20 protein-coding genes, 1 rRNA gene and 1 riboswitch are annotated in these 22,183 nt (G+C 70.2%); of the genes, 3 read left to right on the top strand and 18 right to left on the bottom strand.

Annotation, left to right across the window (positions count from 1 at the left end):
* Window positions 1-111, bottom strand: a 16S ribosomal RNA gene (locus OF850_RS15270); the annotation flags it as partial.
* A 525-nt stretch (window positions 112-636) separates the two neighbouring features.
* Entirely contained in the window at window positions 637-3,210 is a 2,574-nt protein-coding gene (gene clpB, locus OF850_RS15265) for an ATP-dependent chaperone ClpB (RefSeq protein WP_301591133.1), read from the bottom strand.
* Between the two features lie 110 nt (window positions 3,211-3,320).
* On the opposite strand from clpB, the gene OF850_RS15260 reads away from it, so the two are divergent.
* Window positions 3,321-4,082 (top strand): MOSC domain-containing protein, encoded by a 762-nt coding sequence (locus OF850_RS15260; RefSeq protein WP_301591132.1) that lies wholly within the window; start codon window positions 3,321-3,323, stop codon window positions 4,080-4,082.
* On the opposite strand, the gene thiC is transcribed toward OF850_RS15260, so the two are convergent.
* The 9 genes from thiC to OF850_RS15215 all read right to left on the bottom strand — a co-directional run bounded on the left by thiC (window position 4,069) and on the right by OF850_RS15215 (window position 14,331).
* A complete protein-coding gene (gene thiC, locus OF850_RS15255) occupies window positions 4,069-5,868 on the bottom strand; it encodes a phosphomethylpyrimidine synthase ThiC (RefSeq protein WP_301591131.1) in 1,800 nt (599 codons plus the stop codon). The genes OF850_RS15260 and thiC overlap by 14 nt on opposite strands.
* Before the next feature lie 51 nt (window positions 5,869-5,919).
* Window positions 5,920-6,029: riboswitch (TPP riboswitch) on the bottom strand.
* 32 nt (window positions 6,030-6,061) lie between these two features.
* Window positions 6,062-6,538 (bottom strand): DUF4167 domain-containing protein, encoded by a 477-nt coding sequence (locus OF850_RS15250; RefSeq protein ID WP_301591130.1) that lies wholly within the window; start codon window positions 6,536-6,538, stop codon window positions 6,062-6,064.
* A gap of 147 nt (window positions 6,539-6,685) precedes the next feature.
* On the bottom strand, window positions 6,686-7,543 hold the full coding sequence (prmC, locus tag OF850_RS15245; RefSeq protein WP_301591129.1) for a peptide chain release factor N(5)-glutamine methyltransferase: 858 nt from the start codon (window positions 7,541-7,543) through the stop codon (window positions 6,686-6,688).
* Entirely contained in the window at window positions 7,540-8,595 is a 1,056-nt protein-coding gene (prfA, locus tag OF850_RS15240; protein ID WP_301591128.1) for a peptide chain release factor 1, read from the bottom strand. The genes prmC and prfA overlap by 4 nt, the downstream gene beginning before the upstream one ends.
* Window positions 8,592-9,842 (bottom strand): histidine--tRNA ligase, encoded by a 1,251-nt coding sequence (hisS, locus tag OF850_RS15235; RefSeq protein ID WP_301591127.1) that lies wholly within the window; start codon window positions 9,840-9,842, stop codon window positions 8,592-8,594. Before hisS ends, prfA begins: the two co-directional genes overlap by 4 nt.
* A 39-nt stretch (window positions 9,843-9,881) precedes the next feature.
* A complete protein-coding gene (gene ispG, locus OF850_RS15230; protein ID WP_301591125.1) occupies window positions 9,882-11,024 on the bottom strand; it encodes a flavodoxin-dependent (E)-4-hydroxy-3-methylbut-2-enyl-diphosphate synthase in 1,143 nt (380 codons plus the stop codon).
* A 77-nt stretch (window positions 11,025-11,101) separates the two neighbouring features.
* Window positions 11,102-12,055, bottom strand: a complete 954-nt coding sequence (locus tag OF850_RS15225) for a helix-turn-helix domain-containing protein (protein WP_301591124.1) — start codon at window positions 12,053-12,055, stop codon at window positions 11,102-11,104.
* A gap of 9 nt (window positions 12,056-12,064) precedes the next feature.
* Window positions 12,065-13,108: an NAD(P)H-dependent flavin oxidoreductase gene (locus OF850_RS15220; RefSeq protein WP_301591123.1), complete on the bottom strand. Its 1,044-nt coding sequence runs from the start codon at window positions 13,106-13,108 to the stop codon at window positions 12,065-12,067.
* 5 nt (window positions 13,109-13,113) lie between these two features.
* Window positions 13,114-14,331 carry an aspartate kinase gene (locus tag OF850_RS15215; RefSeq protein WP_301591122.1) on the bottom strand — a complete coding sequence of 406 codons (1,218 nt, stop codon included), beginning with the start codon at window positions 14,329-14,331 and terminating at the stop codon, window positions 13,114-13,116.
* A gap of 63 nt (window positions 14,332-14,394) precedes the next feature.
* Between OF850_RS15215 and ubiG the strand changes: the two genes are divergently transcribed.
* Window positions 14,395-15,111 (top strand): bifunctional 2-polyprenyl-6-hydroxyphenol methylase/3-demethylubiquinol 3-O-methyltransferase UbiG, encoded by a 717-nt coding sequence (ubiG, locus tag OF850_RS15210; RefSeq protein ID WP_301591121.1) that lies wholly within the window; start codon window positions 14,395-14,397, stop codon window positions 15,109-15,111.
* A 10-nt stretch (window positions 15,112-15,121) separates the two neighbouring features.
* On the opposite strand, the gene ccmB is transcribed toward ubiG, so the two are convergent.
* Window positions 15,122-15,772, bottom strand: coding sequence for a heme exporter protein CcmB (gene ccmB, locus OF850_RS15205; protein WP_301591120.1), 651 nt, complete (start codon window positions 15,770-15,772; stop codon window positions 15,122-15,124).
* Window positions 15,769-16,356: a heme ABC exporter ATP-binding protein CcmA gene (gene ccmA, locus OF850_RS15200; protein WP_456314265.1), complete on the bottom strand. Its 588-nt coding sequence runs from the start codon at window positions 16,354-16,356 to the stop codon at window positions 15,769-15,771. The genes ccmB and ccmA overlap by 4 nt, the downstream gene beginning before the upstream one ends.
* Before the next feature lie 110 nt (window positions 16,357-16,466).
* Between ccmA and acnA the strand changes: the two genes are divergently transcribed.
* Window positions 16,467-19,163: an aconitate hydratase AcnA gene (gene acnA, locus OF850_RS15195; RefSeq protein WP_301591119.1), complete on the top strand. Its 2,697-nt coding sequence runs from the start codon at window positions 16,467-16,469 to the stop codon at window positions 19,161-19,163.
* 104 nt (window positions 19,164-19,267) lie between these two features.
* Here acnA and rplI read toward each other — a convergent pair whose 3' ends face one another.
* From rplI to OF850_RS15170, 5 genes are all read right to left on the bottom strand, one after another.
* The gene (rplI, locus tag OF850_RS15190) at window positions 19,268-19,819 is read right to left on the bottom strand and encodes a 50S ribosomal protein L9 (RefSeq protein ID WP_301591118.1); all 552 of its coding nucleotides are present in this window, start codon (window positions 19,817-19,819) and stop codon (window positions 19,268-19,270) included.
* A 13-nt stretch (window positions 19,820-19,832) separates the two neighbouring features.
* Window positions 19,833-20,732 (bottom strand): DUF2232 domain-containing protein, encoded by a 900-nt coding sequence (locus OF850_RS15185; protein ID WP_301591117.1) that lies wholly within the window; start codon window positions 20,730-20,732, stop codon window positions 19,833-19,835.
* Window positions 20,733-20,747: 15 nt separating this feature from the next.
* Window positions 20,748-21,029, bottom strand: coding sequence for a 30S ribosomal protein S18 (rpsR, locus tag OF850_RS15180; protein ID WP_207540004.1), 282 nt, complete (start codon window positions 21,027-21,029; stop codon window positions 20,748-20,750).
* A gap of 4 nt (window positions 21,030-21,033) precedes the next feature.
* Window positions 21,034-21,501 (bottom strand): 30S ribosomal protein S6, encoded by a 468-nt coding sequence (gene rpsF, locus OF850_RS15175; protein WP_301591116.1) that lies wholly within the window; start codon window positions 21,499-21,501, stop codon window positions 21,034-21,036.
* A gap of 151 nt (window positions 21,502-21,652) precedes the next feature.
* Complete coding sequence (locus OF850_RS15170) at window positions 21,653-22,162, bottom strand: hypothetical protein (RefSeq protein WP_301591114.1); 510 nt, start codon at window positions 22,160-22,162, stop codon at window positions 21,653-21,655.
* Window positions 22,163-22,183: the final 21 nt, after the last annotated feature.

The raw sequence follows: 22,183 nt of genomic DNA, 5'->3' as shown, positions 1-22,183 counted from the left end.
TCCTACGCGTTACTCACCCGTCCGCCACTGACCCCGAAAGGCCCGTGCGACTTGCATGTGTTAAGCATTCCGCCAGCGTTCGCTCTGAGCCAGGATCAAACTCTCAGGTTCATCATCCATCCCCCGCAGCCAAAGCCACAGGACACAGACCAACCCACCAATCCTGAATAAACCGCAGCACCAACCAAGCCACCAACCAGCCCCAGGTCACAGCCCAGCACACCGGCACGCCATCAACGCCAACCCAGGCCAAAGCCCAGGCAGCGCCAACCACGCATCCCGATCCTCGCCGAACCAACAACCCAAAGCAGCCAGCCTCAGCCGCACCGCTTCAAATCACCAGAACACGCAAACAAATCACTGCACAACAGATGCAACTGTCAAACAACGCAGGATCAACACCCCAACACCGTCAGGGAGCCCATCCCAACCCCACCATGTCACCGGCAGGAAAACCAGGGGAAGCAATCTAGGAGCACCAAAAGCGCCCGTCAACCACCTCAACCCCGCCGCCTCCAATCCCCTCAGGAACCATCAGCGCCGTGAGGGGGTATCTAGTGGAGCCAGCCGAGGGTGTCAAACGCCGCTTCATGTGAACGACGCATGACAGCCCTGCGGCCGTTCTACTCGGGGTAATCAGTCCTCGACGGAAAGCGCGAGCTCTCCGTCCTTCACGGTGACGACCACCTTCTGGCCGCCGCGAACCTGCCCGGCGAGGATCTCCTCCGCGAGCTTGTCCTGGAGGCTCCGCTGGATCACCCGCTTCAGCGGGCGTGCGCCATAGACAGGGTCGTATCCCGCCTCTGCCAGCCAAGCCTCGGCCTCCGGCGTCAGCTCGATGGCGATCTTCCGGTCCTCCAGCAGGGCAACAAGCCGACTCATCTGGATCCGGACGATGCTGCCCATGTCCTCGCGCGCCAGGCGACGGAACAGCACCATCTCGTCCAGCCGGTTCAGGAACTCGGGCCGGAACCGCTCGCGAACCGCCCGCATCACGGCGGGTCGCGCCTGTTCCGTCTCTGCCCCATCCGGAAGGTCGGCGATGGCCTGGGCGCCCAGGTTGCTGGTCAGGACGATGATGGAGTTGCGGAAATCCACCGTCCGCCCCTGCCCGTCCGTCAGCCGCCCATCATCCAGAACCTGGAGCAGGACGTTGAACACATCCTCATGCGCCTTCTCGACCTCGTCGAAGAGGATGACCTGATAGGGTCGGCGCCGCACCGCCTCGGTCAGAGTCCCACCCTCCTCGTAGCCGACATAGCCCGGAGGGGCGCCGATCAGGCGGGAGACGGCGTGCTTCTCCATGAACTCGCTCATGTCGATGCGGGTCATGGCGCGGTCGTCGTCAAACAGGAACGAGGCCAGGGCCTTCACCAGCTCCGTCTTGCCGACGCCCGTCGGGCCAAGGAACAGGAAGGAGCCGATGGGGCGGTTCGGGTCCTGCAGCCCGGCCCGGGCGCGGCGGACGGCCTTGCTGACCGCGGTCAGCGCCTCCTCCTGCCCCACCACGCGGCGGCGCAGCTCGTCCTCCATGCGGAGCAGCTTGGCGCGCTCGCCTTCCAGCATCTTCTCGACCGGCACGCCGGTCCAGCGGCTCACCACCGCGGCGATGCTTTCCTCCGTCACTGCCTCGTTCACGAGCCGCGCGCCCCCATCGGCGGCCTCGGCCAGCTTCCGTTCCAGCGCGGGAATGGTGCCGTAGCGCAGCTCGGCTGCCTTGTTCAGGTCGCCGCGCCGCTCGGCCAGCTCCTGCTCGGTGCGCGCCTGGTCCAGCTGCTCCTTCAGCTTCTGGCTTTCGACGACCTTGCCCTTTTCCGCCTCCCAAGTGGCGGTCATGGCCGAGGACCGCTCTTCCAGCTCGGACAGCTCGCGCTCCAGGCGCGCCAGGCGATCGCGCGACGCCTCGTCCTCTTCGCGCTTCAGTGCCTCGCGTTCGATCTTCAGCTGCAGCAGGCGCCGGTCGAGCTCGTCGAGCTCCTCAGGCTTGCTGTCCACCTGCATGCGTAGCCGGCTCGACGCCTCGTCCATCAGGTCGATGGCCTTGTCGGGCAGGAAGCGGTCGGTGATGTAGCGGTTGCTCAGCGTCGCGGCGGCGACCAGGGCGGAGTCGTTGATGCGCACGCCGTGGTGCAGCTCGTACTTCTCGCGGATGCCGCGCAGGATGGAGATGGTATCCTCCACGCTCGGCTCGCCGACAAAGACCGGCTGGAAGCGACGCGCCAGGGCGGCGTCCTTCTCGATGTGCTTGCGGTACTCGTCGAGCGTGGTCGCGCCGATGCAGTGCAGCTCGCCGCGCGCCAGGGCCGGCTTTAGCAGGTTGGAGGCGTCCATGGACCCTTCGGCCTTGCCCGCGCCAATCAGCGTGTGCAGCTCGTCGATGAAGAGCACGACCTGGCCGGCCGCCTCCTCCACCTCCTTCAGCACGCCCTTCAGGCGCTCCTCGAACTCGCCGCGATACTTCGCGCCGGCCACCATGGCGCCGAGGTCCAGCGACATGACGCGCTTGTCCTTCAGCGCCTCGGGCACGTCGCCCTTGGCCACGCGCAGCGCGAGTCCCTCGACGATCGCGGTCTTGCCGACGCCCGGCTCGCCAATCAGCACGGGGTTGTTCTTGGTCCGGCGGGCAAGGACCTGGATGGCACGTCGGATCTCCTCGTCGCGGCCGATCACGGGGTCGAGCTTGCCGTTGCGCGCCGCCTCCGTGATGTCGCGCGCGTACTTCTTCAGCGCGTCGAAGCTTTCCTCGGCATTGGGCGCGTCCACGCGGCGACCCTTCCGCAAATGCGCGATGGCCTTCTCCAGCGCGTCGGCCGTCGCGCGGCCGGCCTTGAGCGCGCGGGAAGCGGGGCTGTCCACCGCGGCAACGCCCTGCAGCAGACGGTCCTGCGCGACATAGGCGTCACCGGCCTTGTTGGCGGCCTGCTGCGCGGCATCCAGCGCACGCACCAGTTCCGGCGTGGCCTGGGGCTGGCCGGCGCCGCTGCCCTGCACGGCCGGGATGCGCGCGATCTCGCGGTCATTGGCGGCGCGCACGGCGGCGGGGTCGCCCCCGGCGGCCGAAATCAACCCGCTCGCGGCCCCCTGCTCATCATCGAGCAGGGCCTTCAGCAGATGCTCGGGCGCGAGGCGCTGGTGGTAGTCGCGGATGGCGACGGTCTGCGCGGCCTGGAGAAAACCGCGAGCGCGCTCGGTGAACTTCTCGATATCCATTCCTGTCCCTCCTTGAGGCGACGAGAGAACGCACCCCCGGATGGGCAGCGCGTCGTTAAGAGTGTGGTATTAGTGCCACAGCGGATTCAAGGGGATTCGGGGTCAGAGCCATGCGCATCGAGCACATCTACCGTTACCCAGTGAAAGGGTTCTCCGCCGAGGCGCTGGAGGAGGTCACCCTTCAGCCCGGCGAATGCTTGCCCCATGACCGGGTCTTCGCCCTGGCGCAGACCGATGCGCCCATCGACCCGGACGCACCCGTCTGGATGCGGAAGACCAACTTCGCCTGCCTCGCCGCCAATGCGCGGATCGCAAAGCTCCATACGGCTTACGACCCGGCCACCCGGATCTGGCTGATCCGCCCGCCGGAGGGCGAGCCCCTGGCCGCCAACCTCGGCACGCCCGAGGGGCGCGCGGCCGCCGAGCGCTTCGTCACGGACTTCATGGGCGATGAGGCACGCGGGCCGCTGCGCCTCATCGAGGGCAAGGGCCACAACTTCACCGACATCCCGCAGAAATCGGTTTCCATCATCTCGCTTGCCTCGCTCGCCGCGCTGGAACGAGCCCATGGCATGCGGCTGGACCCGCTGCGCTTCCGCGCGAATTTCTATGTCGCCGGTGGCGCCGAGTGGGCGGATTTCGACCTCATGGGCCAGGAAATCATGCTGGGCCGCGCCAAGCTGCGCGTCTGGAAGCGCATCGTCCGCTGCGCCGCGACCGAGGTGAACCCCGACACGGCGGAGCGCGACGCAAACCCGCCCCGCGAGCTTCGCAAGGCCTTCGGCCATATCGACCTGGGCGTCCAAGCCGAGGTGATCGAGGGCGGCGCCGTCGCCGTCGGCGACGCCCTCGAACCGCTCACTCCGGCGTGACGGGCAGGTAGAGATTACCGCCGGAGTTGCGGAACTCCTCCGCCTTCGCCTGCATGGCGGCGGCGGCGTCCTGCACCTCCTGGCTGATCTTCATCGAGCAGAATTTCGGCCCGCACATCGAGCAGAAATGCGCGACCTTGGCGCCCTCGGCCGGCAGGGTCTCGTCGTGGAAGCGCTCCGCCGTCTCGGGGTCGAGGCCCAGGTGGAACTGGTCGCGCCAGCGGAACGAGAAGCGGGCGCGCGACAAGGCATCGTCATGCGCCCGCGCGCCCGGATGGCCCTTCGCCAGGTCTGCCGCATGGGCCGCGATGCGATAGGTGATGACGCCGGTCTTCACGTCGTCGCGGTCCGGCAGGCCCAGATGCTCCTTGGGCGTGACGTAGCAGAGCATGGCGCAGCCGAACCAGCCGATCATCGCCGCGCCGATGCCGCTGGTGATGTGGTCGTAGCCGGGCGCGACGTCGGTCGTGAGTGGCCCGAGCGTATAGAAGGGCGCCTCGCCACATGATTCCAGCTGGCGGTCCATGTTCTCCTTGATCTTGTGCATGGGGACGTGGCCGGGCCCCTCCACCATCACCTGCACGTCCTGGTCCCAGGCGATGCGCGTCAGCTCGCCCAGCGTCTCCAGCTCGGCGAATTGCGCGGCGTCGTTGGCGTCGGCGATGGAGCCGGGGCGCAGTCCGTCGCCCAGCGAGAAGGACACGTCATAGGCGCGCATGATCTCGCAGATCTCGCCGAAGCGCTCATGGAGGAAGTTCTCGCGGTGATGGGCGAGGCACCACTTCGCCATGATGGAGCCGCCGCGCGACACGATGCCGGTCACGCGCTTCGCCGTGAGCGGGATGTGCGCGAGGCGGACACCGGCATGGATGGTGAAGTAGTCCACCCCCTGTTCCGCCTGCTCAATCAGCGTGTCGCGGAAGATCTCCCAGTTCAGCTCCTCGGCCTTGCCGCCCACCTTCTCCAGCGCCTGGTAGATCGGGACGGTGCCGATCGGAACCGGCGAGTTGCGGAGGATCCATTCGCGCGTCGCGTGGATGTGCCGCCCGGTAGACAGGTCCATCACCGTGTCGGCGCCCCAGCGGATCGCCCAGACCAGCTTCTCCACCTCCTCCGCGACGGAGGAGGCGACGGCGCTGTTGCCGATATTGGCGTTCACCTTCACCAGGAAGTTGCGCCCGATGATCATTGGCTCGATCTCGGGATGGTTCACGTTGGCTGGGATGATCGCCCGCCCGCGCGCGATCTCGGAGCAGACGAATTCGGGCGTCACCACGTCGGGAATGCTGGCGCCGAAGCTTTCGCCGTCGCGGATGCCGGCCGCCTCGCGCTTCTGGTTCTCGCGGATGGCGACGTATTCCATCTCCGGCGTGATGATGCCGGCCCGTGCATAGGCGAGCTGGGTGACGGCGCGGCCGGGCCTGGCGCGCAGAACCTGCCGACCCGTGCGGTCGAAGAGTGGGACCTCGGGGCGCTCGCCGGGCTTCAGCCCGTCATCCTCGGGGCGCCAGGGGCGGGGCTCGACCGTTTCCACGTCGCCGCGCCCGTCGACCCAGGCCGCGCGCAGGGCGGGAAGGCCGGCGCGGATGTCGATCCGGGCCGCCGGGTCGGTGTAGGGGCCGGAGGTGTCGTAGAGGGGCAGCGGCGCCTCGCCCCCACCGACCGCGACCTCGCGCATGGCCACGCGCAGGCAGGGGTGCAGGCTGCCGGGGACGAAGATCTTGCGCGACCCCGGCAGGGGGCCGGTGGTCACTTCCAGGGAAGTGGAAGGCAAAGTGTCGGGCATGGCGTTCCTCGCTTCGATGCGCCATGCGGCGTTGGTCGAAACGGGACGCGCGGGGCGACCCCTCTCCTTCCCTCCGCCGGCATGATCCGGTTCAGGTTCGAGGGGTCTTCGCGACGGTCAGCGAACTCTCAGCCCTTGTCGGGGCTCCCCCAGGCCGGATCAGGCTGCGCCTGCGCCGACCGGGGGTCAAGCCTCAACGCTCGGTCGCCGGCTCCTCGGCCGGGGCGCCGGGCAGGCGCGGCATGGGCAGGGATTGCGCCTCGCCAGCCAGCTCGGCTTCGAGGGGGTGCAGCCCGTCCCCGTTGCCCTCGGCGCCCGGGGCCTCCTGGCCCGCGGCCTCGCCGCCATTGTCGCGGAAGCGGCGCTCCTGCTGCTGTGCCTGGGCCGCGTTCATGGCGCCCAGGATGCGGAAGTAGTGCTCCGCATGCTGGAAATAGCCTTCCGCCGCCACGCGGTCGCCGGCGCTGGTCGCGTCGCGGCCCAGCTGCAGGTACTTCTCGAAAAGCTGCTGCGCGGTGCCGCGCAGCCGTACGTCCGGGCCGCTGGAGTCAAAGACGTGGTTGCGGTTCAGCGGCTGGTTGCCGTTGTTGCCGCCGCCGCCGCTGTGCCGGAACCCGCCGCCACCCCCGCCGCCGTGGCGGTGGCCACGGCGCATGCGCTTCATGTTCATTTCGCTGTCGTGCTTCTGCTGTTCAGTCCGTGAGGCGGGCCGAGCCCGGCGCACGGAGTCCGTGCCGTCCTGCCGCGCCGGCGCCCTGGGCGTCCCGGCATGGAAGGCTTGCCGGCCGATCCCACGGACCCTGCCGACATCCAGATATTAGGGAGTCCGCAGCGCTTCGCCAATGGCCTTGAAGGCGACGGCCCGCGGAATCCCGCCCAAATCCGCTTCTCCCGCCAGGAAAACAAGCCCTTCGCCCTCTCCCAAGGAGCGAACCGGCCCCGCCTGGCCGATTCCGACCTCCAGAACCGCCACGCCGCCCGGCGCCAGGAGCCGCGGCAGGTCGGCGAGAATCGCCCGGTAGGCGTCGAGTCCGTCCACCCCGCCATCCAGGGCGGAGCCGGGCTCGAAGCGCGCCACCTCCGGCATCAGCCCCGCGACCGCTTCCGTCTCTATATAGGGTGGGTTGGACAGGACGAGGTCGAACCGGCCCGCCAGAGCCGCGCCCCAATCTCCGGCCAAGGTCGCGCAGCGTCCGCCCAGCCCGTTCCGCCCCGCATTGCGCCGCGCCAGCGCCGCCGCCCCCGGCCGCAGGTCCAACCCGAGGCCCCAGGCCCCTTCCCGTTCGGCAAGCACGGAGAGCAGCAGGCATCCCGTCCCGGTGCCCAGGTCGAGCACGCGCGCCGGGGCGGACGACAAGGCGAGGGCCAGCCGGACCACCGCCTCCGAATCGGGGCGCGGAATCAGGGTGTCGGAGCTCACCTCCAGGTCGAGGGTCCAGAACCCGGCATCGCCGGTGATGAGGGCCAGCGGCTCCCGCGCGCAGCGGCGCCGCAGCGCCTCCTGGAAGGCCGCTTCTGCTTCGGTGGCCACCTCGCGATCGGCGTCGCGCAGCAGGATCTCGCGCGGCACGCCCAGCGCATGAGCGAGAAGCAGCCGCGCTTCCAGCCGCGCCTCGGCAATCCCAGCCTGCCGGAGCGTGGCGCCTGCCTCGCAGAGCAGGCGGCCGATCGTCATTCGCCGGCTGCCGCCAACCGCGCGGCCTCGTCCTCGCTGAGGAGAGCATCGAGGATCTCGTCCATCTCGCCCATCATCACCCGGTCCACCTTGTGCAGAGTCAGGCCGATGCGGTGATCGGTGACGCGCCCCTGCGGGAAGTTATAGGTGCGGATGCGCTCGCTCCGGTCACCGGTGCCGACTTGGCCCTTGCGGTCCGCCGCCCGGGCGGAGTCCAGCGCTTGGCGCTGCGCATCGAAGATCCGGGCGCGCAGCACCTTCATCGCCTTGGCGCGGTTCTTGTGCTGCGACTTCTCCTCCTGCATCGCGACGACGATGCCGGTCGGGAGGTGGGTGATCCGCACCGCGCTGTCGGTCTTGTTGACGTGCTGCCCGCCTGCGCCGGAGGCACGGTAGGTGTCGATGCGGAGGTCCTTCTCCTCCACGCGGACATCCACCTCCTCCGCCTGGGGCAGCACGGCGACGGTGACGGTGGAGGTGTGGATGCGGCCCTGCGTCTCCGTCGCCGGGACGCGCTGGACTCGGTGCACGCCGCTTTCGAACTTCAGGCGGGCGAAGACCCCCTGCCCTTCGATCTCGGCCACCGCGCCCTTCACCCCGCCCAGTTCGCTCTCGTCATAATCCAGGACGGTGAAGCGCCAGCCGCGCGTCTCGGCGTAGCGCTGATAGGCGCGGAAGAGTTCCGCCGCGAAGAGCCCCGCTTCGTCGCCGCCGGCCGCGGGGCGGATTTCCAGGATGGCGCTTTTCTCGTCGGCCACGTCGCGCGGGAGGAGCATGAGGCGGATCTCGCGTTCCAGCGCCGGCAGGCGGGACTTCGCCTCCTGCAGCTCCGCCTCCGCCAATTCCCGCATTTCGGGGTCGGCGAGCAGGGCTTCCGCTTCCTCGCGGCTCGCTTCCAGCGTCTTGTACTCGGACACCTTCTCGACCAGCGGGTCGAGGGTGGAGAGTTCCTTGGAAAGCGCGCCGACCTGGCCGCCATCCGCGGTCTCCAGCATGGCGCGCAGTTCCGCCGCCCGTTCCATGAGGCGGTCCAGGCTGGCGGGCAGGCTCATCGGGCGAGGCGCGCGGCCAGCCCGTCCAGCGCCACCTCCTCCTGCGTACCGGCATCCAGGTCGCGAAGCTGCGCGATGCCGCGCGCCACCTCGCTTTCGCCCAGGATCACCGCAGCGCGGGCGCCGGCCTTGTTGGCGCGCTCCATGCGGCGCTTGAGGTTGCCCTTGTGCCCCATCTCGGTCGCGATGCCCGCCTCGCGCAGCGCGCCGGCGACGCGCAGCGCCTCCTCCTCCTCCGCCGCGGACACGGGAATGACATGGACGAGGCGCGGTGCCAGTGGGGTCAGCCCGCCCGCCTCCAGCAGCATGGCCAGACGCTCCACCCCCGCGCCCCAGCCGACCGAGGGCGTGGCAGGGCCGCCCATCTCCTCCACGAGGCCGTTGTAGCGGCCGCCGCCCATCACCGTGCCCTGTGCGCCGAGCCGGTCGGTGACGAACTCGAAGGCGGTGTGGCTGTAGTAGTCCAGGCCGCGCACGATGCGCGGGTTCTCGCCGAAGGGCACGCCGAAGGCGTCGAGATGGCGGCGCAGCGCGTCCCAATGGGCGCGCGCCTCGTCGGTCAGGAAGGCCTCGATGGTCGGCGCGTCGGCGACCAGCGCACGGTCCTTCGCATCCTTGCTGTCGATGATGCGGAGCGGGTTCTTTTCCAGCCGGCGCTGGCTGTCCTCGCTCAGCGCGTCCCGGTGCGCTGTGAAATAGGCGATCAGCGCGGAGCGGTAGCCCTCGCGGCTGGGCGTGTCGCCGAGCGTGTTCACCTCCAGGGTGACGCCCTCGCTGATGCCCAGCTCGCGCTGGATGTGCCAGCCGCAGGCGATCACCTCCGCGTCCGCCAGGGGCTCGGCCGAGCCGAGGATTTCCAGGTCGATCTGGTGGAACTGGCGCTGGCGCCCGGCCTGGGGGCGCTCGTAGCGGAAGACGGGACCGGCGGCGAAGACCTTCAGCGGCACAGACTGCGCGAGGCCGTTGGACACCAGGGCGCGGCAGATGCCGGCCGTCATCTCGGGGCGCAGCGTGATGCCCTCGCCGCCGCGATCCTGGAAGGAATACATCTCCTTGGAGACGACGTCCGAGGTCTCGCCCAGGCCGCGCGAGAAGACGCGGGTGTCCTCGAAGATCGGCGTTGCCCACTCCTCGAAGCCCCAGAGCGCGCTGACGCGGCGCGCCGTCTCGATCACGCGGTGATGCCGGCGGAACCCCTCGCCGATGAGGTCGTGCGTGCCGCGGACGGGCTGGAGCTTGGTGGCCATGATGCGGGGCGGATAGCACCGCCCCGCCCGGCCCGGAAGCTACTCCGCCGCCAGGACGGCGGCCTCGGCGGCCTTCTTGGCGTCCGCCTCGGCCTTCAGCAGGGCGGCGCGCTTCTCCACCAGCCCGACCAGGTGCTCCACCATCTGTTCCGTGCTGGTGTGGTGGCTCGTCTTGCCGCTGGCATAGACCATGTGCTTGTCGGCGCCGCCGCCGGTCAGGCCGATATCGGTCATCAGCGCCTCGCCCGGGCCGTTCACCACGCAGCCGATGATGGAAAGCGTCACGGGCTGTTCGATATGGGCCAGCCGCTCCTCCAGCATCGCCACGGTCTTCACCACGTCGAAGCCCTGGCGCGCGCAGGAGGGGCAGGAGACGATCTTCACGCCGCGGTGGCGGATGTGCAGGGACTTCAGGATCTCCCAGCCCACATGCACCTCCTCCTCCGGCGCGGTGCTCAGCGACACGCGGATCGTGTCGCCGATGCCGGCCCAGAGGAGGTTGCCCAGTCCGATCGCGCTCTTCACCGTGCCGGTGCGGCGGCCGCCGGCTTCCGTCACGCCGATGTGCAGCGGGTGGTCGCAGGCCTCGGCCAGTTGCTGGTAGGCGGCGACGGCAAGGAACACGTCGCTGGCCTTCACGCTGATCTTGAACTCGTGGAAGTCGTTCTGCAGCAGGTGGTCGGCGTGCCACAGCGCGCTTTCCACCAACGCATCGGGGTTCGGCTCCCCGTACTTTTCCAGCAGGTGCCGCTCCAGGCTGCCCGCGTTCACGCCGATGCGGATGGAGCAGCCATGGTCCTTGGCCGCCTTCACCACCTCCTTCACCCGCTCGGGCGAGCCGATATTGCCCGGATTGATGCGCAGGCAGGCGGCGCCGGCCTGGGCGGCCTCGATGGCGCGGCGGTAGTGGAAGTGGATGTCGGCCACGATGGGCACGTTCACCTCGCGCACGATCTCGGCGAGCGCGGCAGTGCTTTCCTCGTCGGGGCAGGAAACGCGGACGATGTCCACCCCCGCCAGCTCGCAGCGGCGGATCTGGGCGATGGTCGCCGCCGCGTCGCTGGTCAACGTGTTGGTCATGGTCTGCACGCTGACCGGCGCGTCCCCGCCGACCAGAACCTTCCCCACCCGGATCTGGCGGGACTTCCGGCGCTCGATGTGCTGGTAGGGACGGTAGCTCATGAAGGACCCTCGGCGTGCTGCCGCCCATATAGCGCCGCCGGGCCCTGAACCCAAAGCCCGGCCGCGTGAAGCCTCGGTTACTGGCGCGGTGCGGCGGGTTGGGGCCGCGGAGCCTGCGGTTGGCCGCGAAGCTGATCGGGTGCCAGGGCGATGTTGCGGCGAACCCCCGTGGCGGCGGAAAGCGCCGGCGAAACCTGCCCATCCACCACGATCTCGGTGTTCTGGGCGCTGCCGGTGGTGAGGAGCAGCCCCTCCCGGTTCGGCACCGGGAAGCTTTCCCCGGCCCGCATTACCTGGTTGAGGAGGACCTGGCCGCTGCGGGCGTCGCGCACCTGGGTCCAGGCATCGCCTTTGAATCGCAGCACGATGCGGCTGGCATCCGCCGGGGGTGGTGCCGGTGTGGCAGGCGCGGCCGGGGCGGAAGTCGCAGGGACCTGAACCGGAACCTGCACCGGGACGGGGAGCGGCGGCAGGCTCGGCGTCGACTGGACCGGGATCTGCGCCTGCGGCGCCTGGGCCTGCGGCGGCAAGCGCAGTGCCTCGCCATCGCGCGCCGCCGGCTCCAGCCGAGCGGGAACCGGGGGCACGGCGTCCACGGAGCGATCGCCCGCCCCGCTCCAGCTGTACCAAGCGACGTAGGAGCCGATGAGCAGCGCGGCGCCGGCCAGGATGGTCACCCCGGCGGGGAAGCCGCGCTCGGGGACCGGCTCGGGGAACACCAGGGCGGTCTTGGAAGCGGCGACGCCCGTGGCGGCGTCCCGGAAGCGGCGCACCATCTCCGGCGCGTCGAGGCCCAGGGCGCTCGCGTAGTTCCGCACGAAGCCGATCGTGTAGGCCGGGGAAGGCAGATCCTTCAGCCGTCCCTCTTCCAGCGCCGCGAGATAGACGCGGCGGATGCGGAGGTGGCGGGACATGTCCTCCAGGGAGGTGCCGAGCACCTCCCGTGCCGCGCGCAGCTCGTCGCCCAGCCGGGCAGCGTCCACCGCCAGGGCCTCCTGGTTCCGCGAGAAGCGCTTGACGTTGTCGAACACGGCGGTCGTTTAGCGCCGGGGACCACGCAGCGCCAGCGCGGCGGCGGCCTGCTCCATCAGCTCGGCCACGATCTCGGCGGCGGGCTGCTCGCGCGTCACCATGCCGACGCTCTGCCCGGCCATCAGCGAGCCGTTCTCCACGTCCCCATCCACGACCGCACGGCGCAGCGCGCCCGCCCAGAAATGCTCGATGTCGAGCTGCGCCTCCTCCTTGGACAGCTCGCCGGCCTGGAACCGCGCCAGCACGGTGGCCTGGTGCTCCATGAAGCGCTTCGTGCCCCCGTTCTGCAGGGCGCGGACCGGGATGACCGGGAAGCGCTCATCCAGCTGGACGGTGGGCAGGGCGTCGCGGGCGGCGCCGCGGATGAAGGCGCGCTTGAAGTTGGGATGTGCGACGCACTCTGTCGCGCAGACGAATCGCGTGCCGATCTGCGCGCCCGCCGCGCCCATCTCCATGTAGGACAGGATGGCCTCGCCGCGGCCGATGCCGCCGGCGACGAAGACCGGCACCTCCGTGATGTGCGGCAGGATCTCCTGCGCCAGCACGTTCAGGGAGACGGGGCCGATATGCCCGCCGGCCTCGCTGCCCTCAATCACCAGCGCGTCGGCGCCGGAGCGGACCAGCTTCTTCGCCAGCGCCAGGGCCGGGGCGAAGCAGACCACCTTCGCCCCGCCTTCCTTGGCGCGCTTCAGCGCGGCGCCGGGCGGGATGCCGCCCGCGAAAACGATGTGGCTGACCTTGGCCTCCAGGCACACATCCACCAGCTGCTCCAGCCGCGGGTGCATGGTGATGAGGTTCACGCCGAAGGGGCGCGAGGTCAGGGCCTGGGTGCCCGCGATCTCCACGGCGAGGCGCGGCGGCTCCATCGCGCCGCAGGCGATCACGCCGAAGGCCCCGGCATTGGACAGGGCAGCCACGAGGTTGCGCTCGCTCACCCAGGACATGGCGCCGCCGAGCAGGGCGTAGCGGCTGCCGAAGAAGGCCGCGCCACGCGCCATCAGCCGGTCGAGCTGAGCGAAGGCCGCCTCGGGCGGGGAAACGGGCACGTCCATCGGGGTCAGGCGTCCAGGCCGTAGACGGTGTGCAGGGCGCGCACCGCCAGTTCGGTGTAGTCGGCCGGCACCAGGACGCTGACCTTGATCTCGCTGGTGGAGATCACCTGGATGTTGATGCCCTTCTCGGCCAGCGCCCCGAACATGGAGGAGGCGACGCCGGCATGGGTCCGCATGCCGATGCCCACGACGCTGATCTTGGCGACGTTGTCGTCGGCCAGCAGCGCCTCGAAGCCGACCTCCGCCTTCCCCCGCTCCAGGATGTCACGGGCGCGGGGCAGGTCCGCCTTGCCGACGGTGAAGGTCATGTCGGTGGTGCCGTCGGCGCCCACGTTCTGGACGATCATGTCCACGTTGACGTTGGCCTCGGAAAGCGGCCCGAAGACGCGGGCGGCCACGCCAGGCCGGTCGGGCACGCGGCGCAGCGTCACCTTCGCCTCGTCCCGCGAATAGGCGATACCGGAAACGATCGGCTTCTCCATGATCTCGTCCTCATCCACGACCAGGGAGCCTGGCTTGTCCTCGAAGGAAGATAGCACCTGCACGCGGACGCGGGCCTTCATGGCCAGCTCCACGCTGCGGGTCTGCAGAACCTTGGCGCCCACCGAGGCCAGTTCCAGCATCTCCTCGTAGGAAATGCGCTCCAGCTTGCGGGCGCGCGGCACGATGCGCGGGTCGGTGGTGTAGACGCCGTCCACATCCGTGTAGATGTCGCAGCGATCAGCCTTCAGCGCCGCCGCCAGGGCCACCGCCGAAAGGTCCGAACCGCCGCGGCCCAGGGTGGTCACGCGGTTCCGCCCCGGCTCGATGCCCTGGAACCCGGCCACGACCGGAACCTGACCTTGTTCCATCCGGGCGATCAGCTCGGTCCCATCGATCTCCTCGACGCGGGCCTTGCCATGGGCGTTGTCCGTGCGGATCGGCACCTGCCAGCCCTGCCAGGACCGCGCCTCGACCCCGACGGCCTGGAGCGCGATGGCTGTGAGGCCGATCGTCACCTGCTCGCCCGTCGCGACGACCGTGTCGTACTCGCGCGCATCGTGCAGCGGCGACAGGTCCTGGCACCATTTCACGAGCTGGTTCGTCGTCCCGGCCATGGCCGACACCACCACCGCGACCTGATTCCCCGCATCCACCTCACGCTTCACGCGGGCGGCGACGTTGCGGATGCGGTCGAGGTCGGCGACGGAGGTTCCGCCGAACTTCATCACGATACGGGACATTGCGGTTCCTGGGCGGGCTGCCCGAACCTTGCGGGCGCTTTCCGGGCGGGTCAGATACCGGGCATGACCGAGACGGGCAACAGGGGCACCACCGCCGCCCCCGGGGAAATCGCCAAGTTCGATGCCCTTGCGCGGGAGTGGTGGGATCCGCGCGGCCCGATGGCACCCCTCCACGCCATGAATCCCGCGCGCATGGGCTGGGCCGCCGCGAGGCTCGGCCGCCTGGACGGGCTGCGGGTGCTGGATGTCGGTTGCGGGGCGGGGCTGGCCTCGGAATGGCTGGCCCGGCGCCGCGCCTCTGTCACCGGGCTCGACGCGGCCGGGGCGGCGCTGGAGGCGGCGCGGCGCCACGCGGCGGAGGGCGGCCTTGCGATCACCTATATCGACGGCCGGCCCGAGGACCTGGAGGGCGAAATCTTCGACGCCGTGCTCGCCCTGGAGGTGGTGGAGCACGTGCCGCCAGCCGAGCGCGCCCTGTTCTGCGCCTCGCTGGCCCGGCTGGTTCGGCCGGGCGGGGTCGTCATCCTTTCGACGCTGAACCGGACGCCGCGCGCCTGGGTGACCGCCAAGCTGGCCGCCGAGTACCTGCTGCGCTGGCTTCCGCGCGGGACGCATGACTGGCGGCTCTTCCCCCGCCCCGCCGAGTTGGCCGGACTGCTGCGCGGCGCCGGGCTGGTGGTGGAGGACACGGCGGGGCTGTCGCCTCGCCTGGGTGGCGGCTTCGCGGTCACGCGGGACATGGCGGTCAACTACATGATGGCGGCGCGCCGCCCCGGCTGAGGCCCGCCTCTCAGTCGCCCCGCAACGCCGCGCCCGCGGCCAGGGGCGCCAGGGGGGCGGCCAGCGCCAGCAACGCCGCCTCGAGCAGCAGGAAAGGCCGCGCCTCCAGCCCGCTCGCCGCGGCCTCGATTGCCGCGGCGCCGAAGATGACGACGGGGATGGCCAGCGGCAGGACCAGCAGGGGCAGGAGCACGCCGCCGCGGCGCGCGCCCAGCGTCAGCGCCGCCCCCGCCGTCCCCAGCGCCGAAAGCAGCCCCGAAGCCAGGGCCAGGGACAAGGCCGCCGTGCCCCAGGCCTCGACGGGCAGGTTGAGCAGCGCGGCGGCCACCGGCGTGGCCGCGACGAGCGGCAGGCCGGTGGTCAGCCAATGCGCCAGCGCCTTCACCGCCGCCAGCTGCGCCGGATGCAGCCCGGACAGGAGAAGCTGGTCCAGCATTCCGTCCTCCGCATCCGCGCCGAAGAGCCGGTCGAGCGGCAGCAGGGCCGCCAGCAGCGCCGCAGCCAGCAGCGCCCCGGGTGCCAGCCGCGCCAGCAACTCGGGCGACGGGCCCACGCCGAACGGAAACAGCGCCGACACCAGCACGAAGAACAGCACGGCGGAGAGCGTGTCGGCCGGGTGGCGCAAGGCCAGGCGAAGCTCGCGGAGGAGGAGCGGGATCACAGCCGGATCTCCCGCGCATCGGGCAGCGGCAAAGGCAGGTGCGTCGCGGCGAGGACGATGCCGCCCCGCGCGCGGTGCGCGGCCAGGAGCGGGCCGAGCAGTGCCACGGAATCGGCGTCCAGGCCCACGGTCGGCTCGTCCAGCAGCCAGAGCGGCGCATGCGCCAGGGCCAGCCGCGCCAGGGCGAGGCGGCGCTTCTGCCCCGAGGAAAGCACCCGCGCCGGCAGCTCCGCGAGCGGCGCGAGGTTGAGCGCCGCCAGCGCCGTCCCCACATCCCCTCCATGCAGCCGGGCGAAGAGGGCGAGGTTCTCCCGCGCGGACAGGCTGGGCTTCAGCGCGTCCTGGTGGCCAAGGTAGCGCAACCGGGCGCCGTGGGCGGAGCGGTCGGCGAAGGCGTCCTCGCCCTGCCAGAGCACCCGCCCCTCAGCGGGCGGGACCAGCCCGGCCAGGACCCGGAGCAGCGATGACTTGCCGGCCCCGTTGGCCCCGGTGAGCAGCGCCGCCTCCCCGGGGGCGAGGGCGAAGCCGAGGCCTGCGAAGACCAGGCGTTCCGCGCGCCAGCAGGCCAGGTCTTCCGCTTGCAGCAGGCGCGCCTCCGAGGCCTTGGGGGTGGTTGCCCTCGCGGCCCGGGGGCCAATGGACCGTCAAGCTTCGCCATGCTTAAAGGCGGGGCGCAAGAGTGGGGACACTTCAGATGCGCATGATCGGGCAGGACACGCTCCAAACCCGCCGCCAGCTCAATGTTGACGGCAAGACCTATCACTATTTCAGCCTGCCCGAAGCGGCGAAGGAGATCGGCGACCTTTCCCGCCTGCCCTTCTCGCTGAAGGTCCTGCTCGAGAACGTGCTGCGCCACGAGAACGGCCGCTCCTACACCGTGAACGACGCGCGTTCGATCGCGGAGTGGGTGAAGCAGGGCATGTCCGACAAGGAAGTGCCCTTCCGCCCCGCACGCATCCTGATGCAGGACTTCACGGGCGTCCCCGCCGTGGTGGACCTCGCCGCCATGCGCGACGGCATCATCGCGCTGGGTGGCAACCCGTCCAAGGTGAACCCCCTGGTCCCGGTGGACCTCGTCATCGACCACTCGGTGATGGTGGACGTGGCCGGCTCCGCCCAGGCAATGGCTAAGAACGTCGAGATCGAGTTCGACCGCAACGGGGAGCGCTACGAGTTCCTGCGCTGGGGACAGGAGGCGTTCCAGAACTTCCGCGTGGTCCCGCCCGGCGCCGGCATCTGCCACCAGGTGAACCTCGAGTATCTGGGCCAGGTGGTGTGGACCAGCACCGAGGACGGCGAGACCTACGCCTATCCGGATTCCTGCTACGGCACGGACAGCCACACGACCATGATCAACGGCATGGGCGTGCTGGGCTGGGGCGTGGGCGGCATCGAGGCCGAGGCCGCGATGCTCGGTCAGCCCATCGCCATGCTGATCCCCGACGTGATCGGCTTCCGCGTCCATGGCAAGCTGCGCGAGGGGGTGACGACCACCGATCTCGCGCTCACCGTCACGCAGATGCTGCGCAAGAAGGGCGTGGTCGGTCGCTTCGTGGAGTTCTTCGGCCCCGGCCTCGACTCCATGCCGCTCGCGGACCGCGCCACCATCGCCAACATGGCGCCCGAGTACGGCGCAACCTGCGGCTTCTTCCCGGTGGACGAGATCACGCTCGACTACCTGCGCCTCTCCGGCCGCGACCCGCACCGCGTCAACCTGGTGCGCGAGTACCACAAGGCCCAGGGCATGTGGCGCGACGCCACCACCCCGGACCCGGTCTTCACCGACACGCTGGAGCTCGACCTCTCCACCGTCGAGCCGTCCCTGGCCGGACCGAAGCGGCCGCAGGACCGGATCGGGCTGGGCTCCGTCGCCTCGTCCTTCAAGAAGGACCTCGCGGCAGGCGCCATGGGTGTCCCGGGCGACCAGGCCGATCTGCGTGTGCCGGTGGAAGGCGCCAATTACGACCTCGGCCATGGGGACGTGGTGATCGCCGCCATCACCTCCTGCACCAACACCTCCAACCCCTACGTGCTGGTGGCCGCCGGCCTCGTCGCCCGCAAGGCGCGGGAGAAGGGGCTGAAGCCGAAGCCCTGGGTGAAGACCTCCCTTGCCCCCGGCTCCCAGGTGGTGACGGACTACCTGGACTCGGCGGGGCTGCAGGACGACCTCGACGCGCTGGGCTTCCAGACCGTCGGCTACGGCTGCACCACCTGTATCGGCAATTCGGGCCCGCTGCCGGACCCGATGGTGGACGCGATCGAGGACAACAAGCTGGTCGTCTCGGCGGTGCTGTCGGGCAACCGCAACTTCGAGGGCCGCGTCCACGCCAATGTGCGCGCGAACTACCTCGCCTCCCCGCCGCTGGTCGTGGCCTATGCCCTGGCCGGCTCGGTGAAGGTCGACTTGGCCAAGGACCCGATCGGCACCGCGAGCGACGGGCACCCGGTCATGCTGAAGGACATCTGGCCGTCCCAGCAGGAGGTGGCCGAGATCGTCCACCGCAACGTGACGCCGGAGATGTTCAAGAACCGCTACGACAACGTGTTCAATGGCACGGAGCAGTGGCGGGCCATCCAGGTGGATGCGGGCAGCGACACCTATCGCTGGAATGGCGGCTCCACCTACGTCCAGAACCCGCCCTACTTCGAGGGAATGACGATGGAGACGAAGCCGCTCGCCTCCATCAACGGCGCGCGCATCCTGGCGCTGCTGGGCGACAACATCACGACGGACCACATCTCGCCGGCGGGCAACATCCGCAAGGTGAGCCCGGCGGGCGAATACCTGCTCGAGCACCAGGTGCGGCCCTTCGACTTCAACAGCTACGGCGCCCGCCGCGGCAACCATGAAGTCATGATGCGCGGCACCTTCGCCAACATCCGCATCAAGAACGAGATGGCCCCGGGCACGGAAGGCGGCATCTCGCAGCACTTCCCGTCGGGCGACGTCGCGCCGATCTACGACGTGGCGATGCGCTACAAGAACGAGGGCGTGCCGCTGGTCGTGTTCGGCGGCAAGGAGTACGGCATGGGCTCCTCGCGCGACTGGGCCGCGAAGGGCACCTTCCTGCTGGGCATCAAGGCTGTGGTGGCGGAGAGCTTCGAGCGCATCCACCGCTCCAACCTCGTGGGCATGGGCGTGCTGCCGCTGGTGTTCCGCGAGGGCGAAAGCCGCTCCTCCCTGGGGCTGCGCGGCGACGAGACGGTGGACATCCTGGGCATCGAGGAGCTGAAGCCCCGCATGATGCTCCAGCTGGTGATCACGCGGGCCGACGGAAGCGTGGTGCGGACGGAAGTCCAGTGCCGCGTGGATACGGCCGACGAGGTCGAGTACTACCGCAACGGCGGCATCCTTCACTACGTGCTGCGCGGCATGGCCAAGGCGGCCTGACGCACCGGGAGGGGGCCCTGCCCCCTCCGACACCCGGTCACAAAAAAGGGGGCCGCGAGGCCCCCTTTCCTTTTGGGCGTGCCCCCGATGCCGGGGGCCTCGCCTCAGTCGCGCGTCGCGGCGCCCAGCTCGGCGACCAGCTCGTCCTCGAGGGTGATCTCCTCCTCGCGCTGGATCTCCTCGCCACGGGCCTGCTTCTCTGCCTCCTCGGGGGAGCGGGCAACGTTCACCGTCACCGGCAGCAGCACCTCGGGGTGAAGCTCCACGCGCACGGTGGACAGGCCGAGCATCTTGATCGGCTGGTCCAGCTGCACTTGGCTGCGGCCCACCGTGAGGCCGGAGGCCTTGCAGCCCTCGGCGATGTCGCGCGCCGACACGGAACCGTAGAGGTTGCCGCTCTCACCGGCGGAGCGGATCAGGACGACCGACAGGCCCTCCATGCGCTCGGCGATGCGCTCGGCTTCCTCGCGGCGCTTCAGGTTCTGCGCCTCGAGCTGGACGCGGTCCTGCTCGAACTTGGCGATGTTCGCCTTGGTGGCGCGGATCGCCTTGCCCTGGGGCAGGAGGAAGTTGCGCGCGTAGCCGGGCTTCACCTTCACCATCTCGCCCATCTGGCCGAGCTTTTCCACGCGCTGCATCAGAATCAGGTCAATCATCACACGTCTCGCATCAGGTTGGGGGCGGCGCGGGGCGCCGCCGGATCTGTTCGAAAAGGCCCAGGCCGACCATCAGCGGGGCCATGACTTGCAGGAAGAGGAGCATGAGCAGGTAGAAGCCCACCAGAAAGGCCATGCGTCCTGGCCGGTCCCGCAGCCGCCGGTGTACCGCCGCCACGCCGAGCAGCAGGAAGGGCACCAGCAGGATCAGCAGCACCGACAGGGGCACCGCGCCACCCACGGCGAGCAGGCCGCCCAGCGCCAAGCCCGGCAGCAGCAGGTACCAATCCGGCACCCGCAGTGCCTCCGCCGGCGGAGAGGGATGCAGGGCGAGCCCACGGCGTTCCAGGATGCGCTGCGCGACGAGGCCGTTCACGACCATGGTCAGCGCCACCCAGAATCCCGCCGCAGCCGCCTTCACCCGCGCCACCTGCTCCACCATGCCTTCCGGCAGGGCAACGCCCATGCGCTGCGTGCCAAGTGCCACCGCCTCGCGCATCGCCCCTTCGAGATCGGGGATCAGCACGGCAAGGCCCAGGACGATGGCGGCCGGCCAGATGCCCAGCAGGGCCAGCGGCAACGCCAGTTCCATCCGTCCCGGCTGCTGCGCCGCCCCCACCAGCAGCGCCGCCGGCAAGCCGAAGGCGAAGAGGTAGATGGCGAGGCCCAGCAACGGGCTCAGCAGCAGGAGGCTCAGCGAGGCGACGACCACCGCGATGGCGGCGGCGCGTGCCCCGAAGCCAAGCCCCGCCAGCAGCAGCGGCAGGGGGGTGACCCAGAGCAGAAGCCCGCCCAGCGGCAGGCCGCGCATGGCCCAAAGGGCGCACAGCGCCGAGCACGCGCCCGCGGCCAGCGCCGCCGGCGTCGCGGCGGAGACCGAAGCCCCGCCCTGCCCCGTGCCGTGGCCGCTCACGCCACCCGGTCCTGCTCAGTCGTTGATCACGTAGGGCAGCAGGGCCAGGAAGCGGGCGCGCTTGATGGCCTGGGCCAGTTCGCGCTGCTTCTTGCCGCTGACCGCGGTGATCCGGGCCGGGACGATCTTGCCGCGCTCGCTCAGGAAGCGGGACAGCAGGCGCACGTCCTTGTAGTCGATCTTCGGCGCGTTGGGGCCGGAGAACGGGCAGGACTTCTTGCGCCGGTAGAAGGGCCGGCGGGCGCCAACGGCCGCGCGGCGGTTGGCGATGTTCGGTTCGGCGGTGGTCTCGCTCATGCTCTCAGACCTCCTCGTTCATGTTCATGTCCATCTCGTCCCGCGGACGGGCGCGGAACTCCTCGCGGTCGTCGCCGCGGGAACCGCCACGGCCCGACGCGAAGCGCCCGGCGGGCTTCGGCCCGCGGAAGCCGCGCTCACGCTCGTCGCCGCGCTTGGCGAGGATGGCGGAGGGCTCGTCGTTGATGGACTCGATGCGGATGGTCATTTCGCGCAGCACGTCCTCGTTCAGGCCAAGCTGACGCTCGACCTCCTGCATCGCGGCGGCCGGCGCCTCGATGCCGAGGAGCATGTAGTGCCCCTTCCGGTTCTTCTTCACGCGGTAGGCGAGGCCGCGCAGGCCCCAGTACTCGCGCTTCTTCACCTCGCCGCCGGCCTCGCCGATGACGGAGGCCATGGTTTCGGCGATCGCCTCGACCTGCTGCTGGGTGACGTCGTTGCGCGCGATAAACACGCATTCGTAAAGCGGCATGTTGTCTCCCTATGGATGCTCAGCCCCGGCGGCCCTCGGGATGACGGCGCGCAAACGGGCATAGCCGCGGGCGTGCCACGCCGGCGGCAGGGTGGCGGGGGTTAACCACAGCCGGGACGCGGTGTCCATGGCGGCTTTCGCCGCCCTGCCCTCACAGGACGGAATAGGCCGCGCGGGACAGGGCCTGGAGGGTGGGGGCGGCCTCCGCCCCGGCCGGGAGGGTCACGCGCAGCTTCACCGTCCAGCCCGCGGACTGTCCCACGCAGGCATAGGTGTCGGCCGCCTGACCGCCCGTGAAGCGCTGCTCCGCCACCACGCAGCGTGATCCGGTGAGCAGCGAGCCCCATTCGCGCGGCGCGCCCACCGTGTATTGCCGCATGGCGCCCAGGGAGCGGATGTCCTCCTGGGCCTGGGCGAGTTCCGCCTCCACCGTGGTGCCGCGGCGATACAGGTAGATCGTCGCCACGCCCGGCCCCGAGGCCGGCCGGTATTCAGCCGCCGCGCCCAGCCCGGCCCCGCCAGGACGGGTTTCCAGGTCGGTGACCCCCCGCCGCGACCAGCCCGCCGCTTCCGCCGGCAGGCGGGAGGCGAGTTCCGCCGGGGCCTGGGCGAAGGCCGGCACGGCAGCCAGGAGCATCAGCGCGGGGAGAAGGGGTCGCATCGCACGCATCCTAACGCCAGG

Origin of the sequence: Sabulicella glaciei, from assembly GCF_026183895.1 — a bacterium.
Lineage (GTDB): Bacteria > Pseudomonadota > Alphaproteobacteria > Acetobacterales > Acetobacteraceae > Roseococcus > Roseococcus glaciei.
Note: the sequence above shows the minus strand (reverse complement) of the source record. Positions and strands in the feature narration are given on the sequence as shown.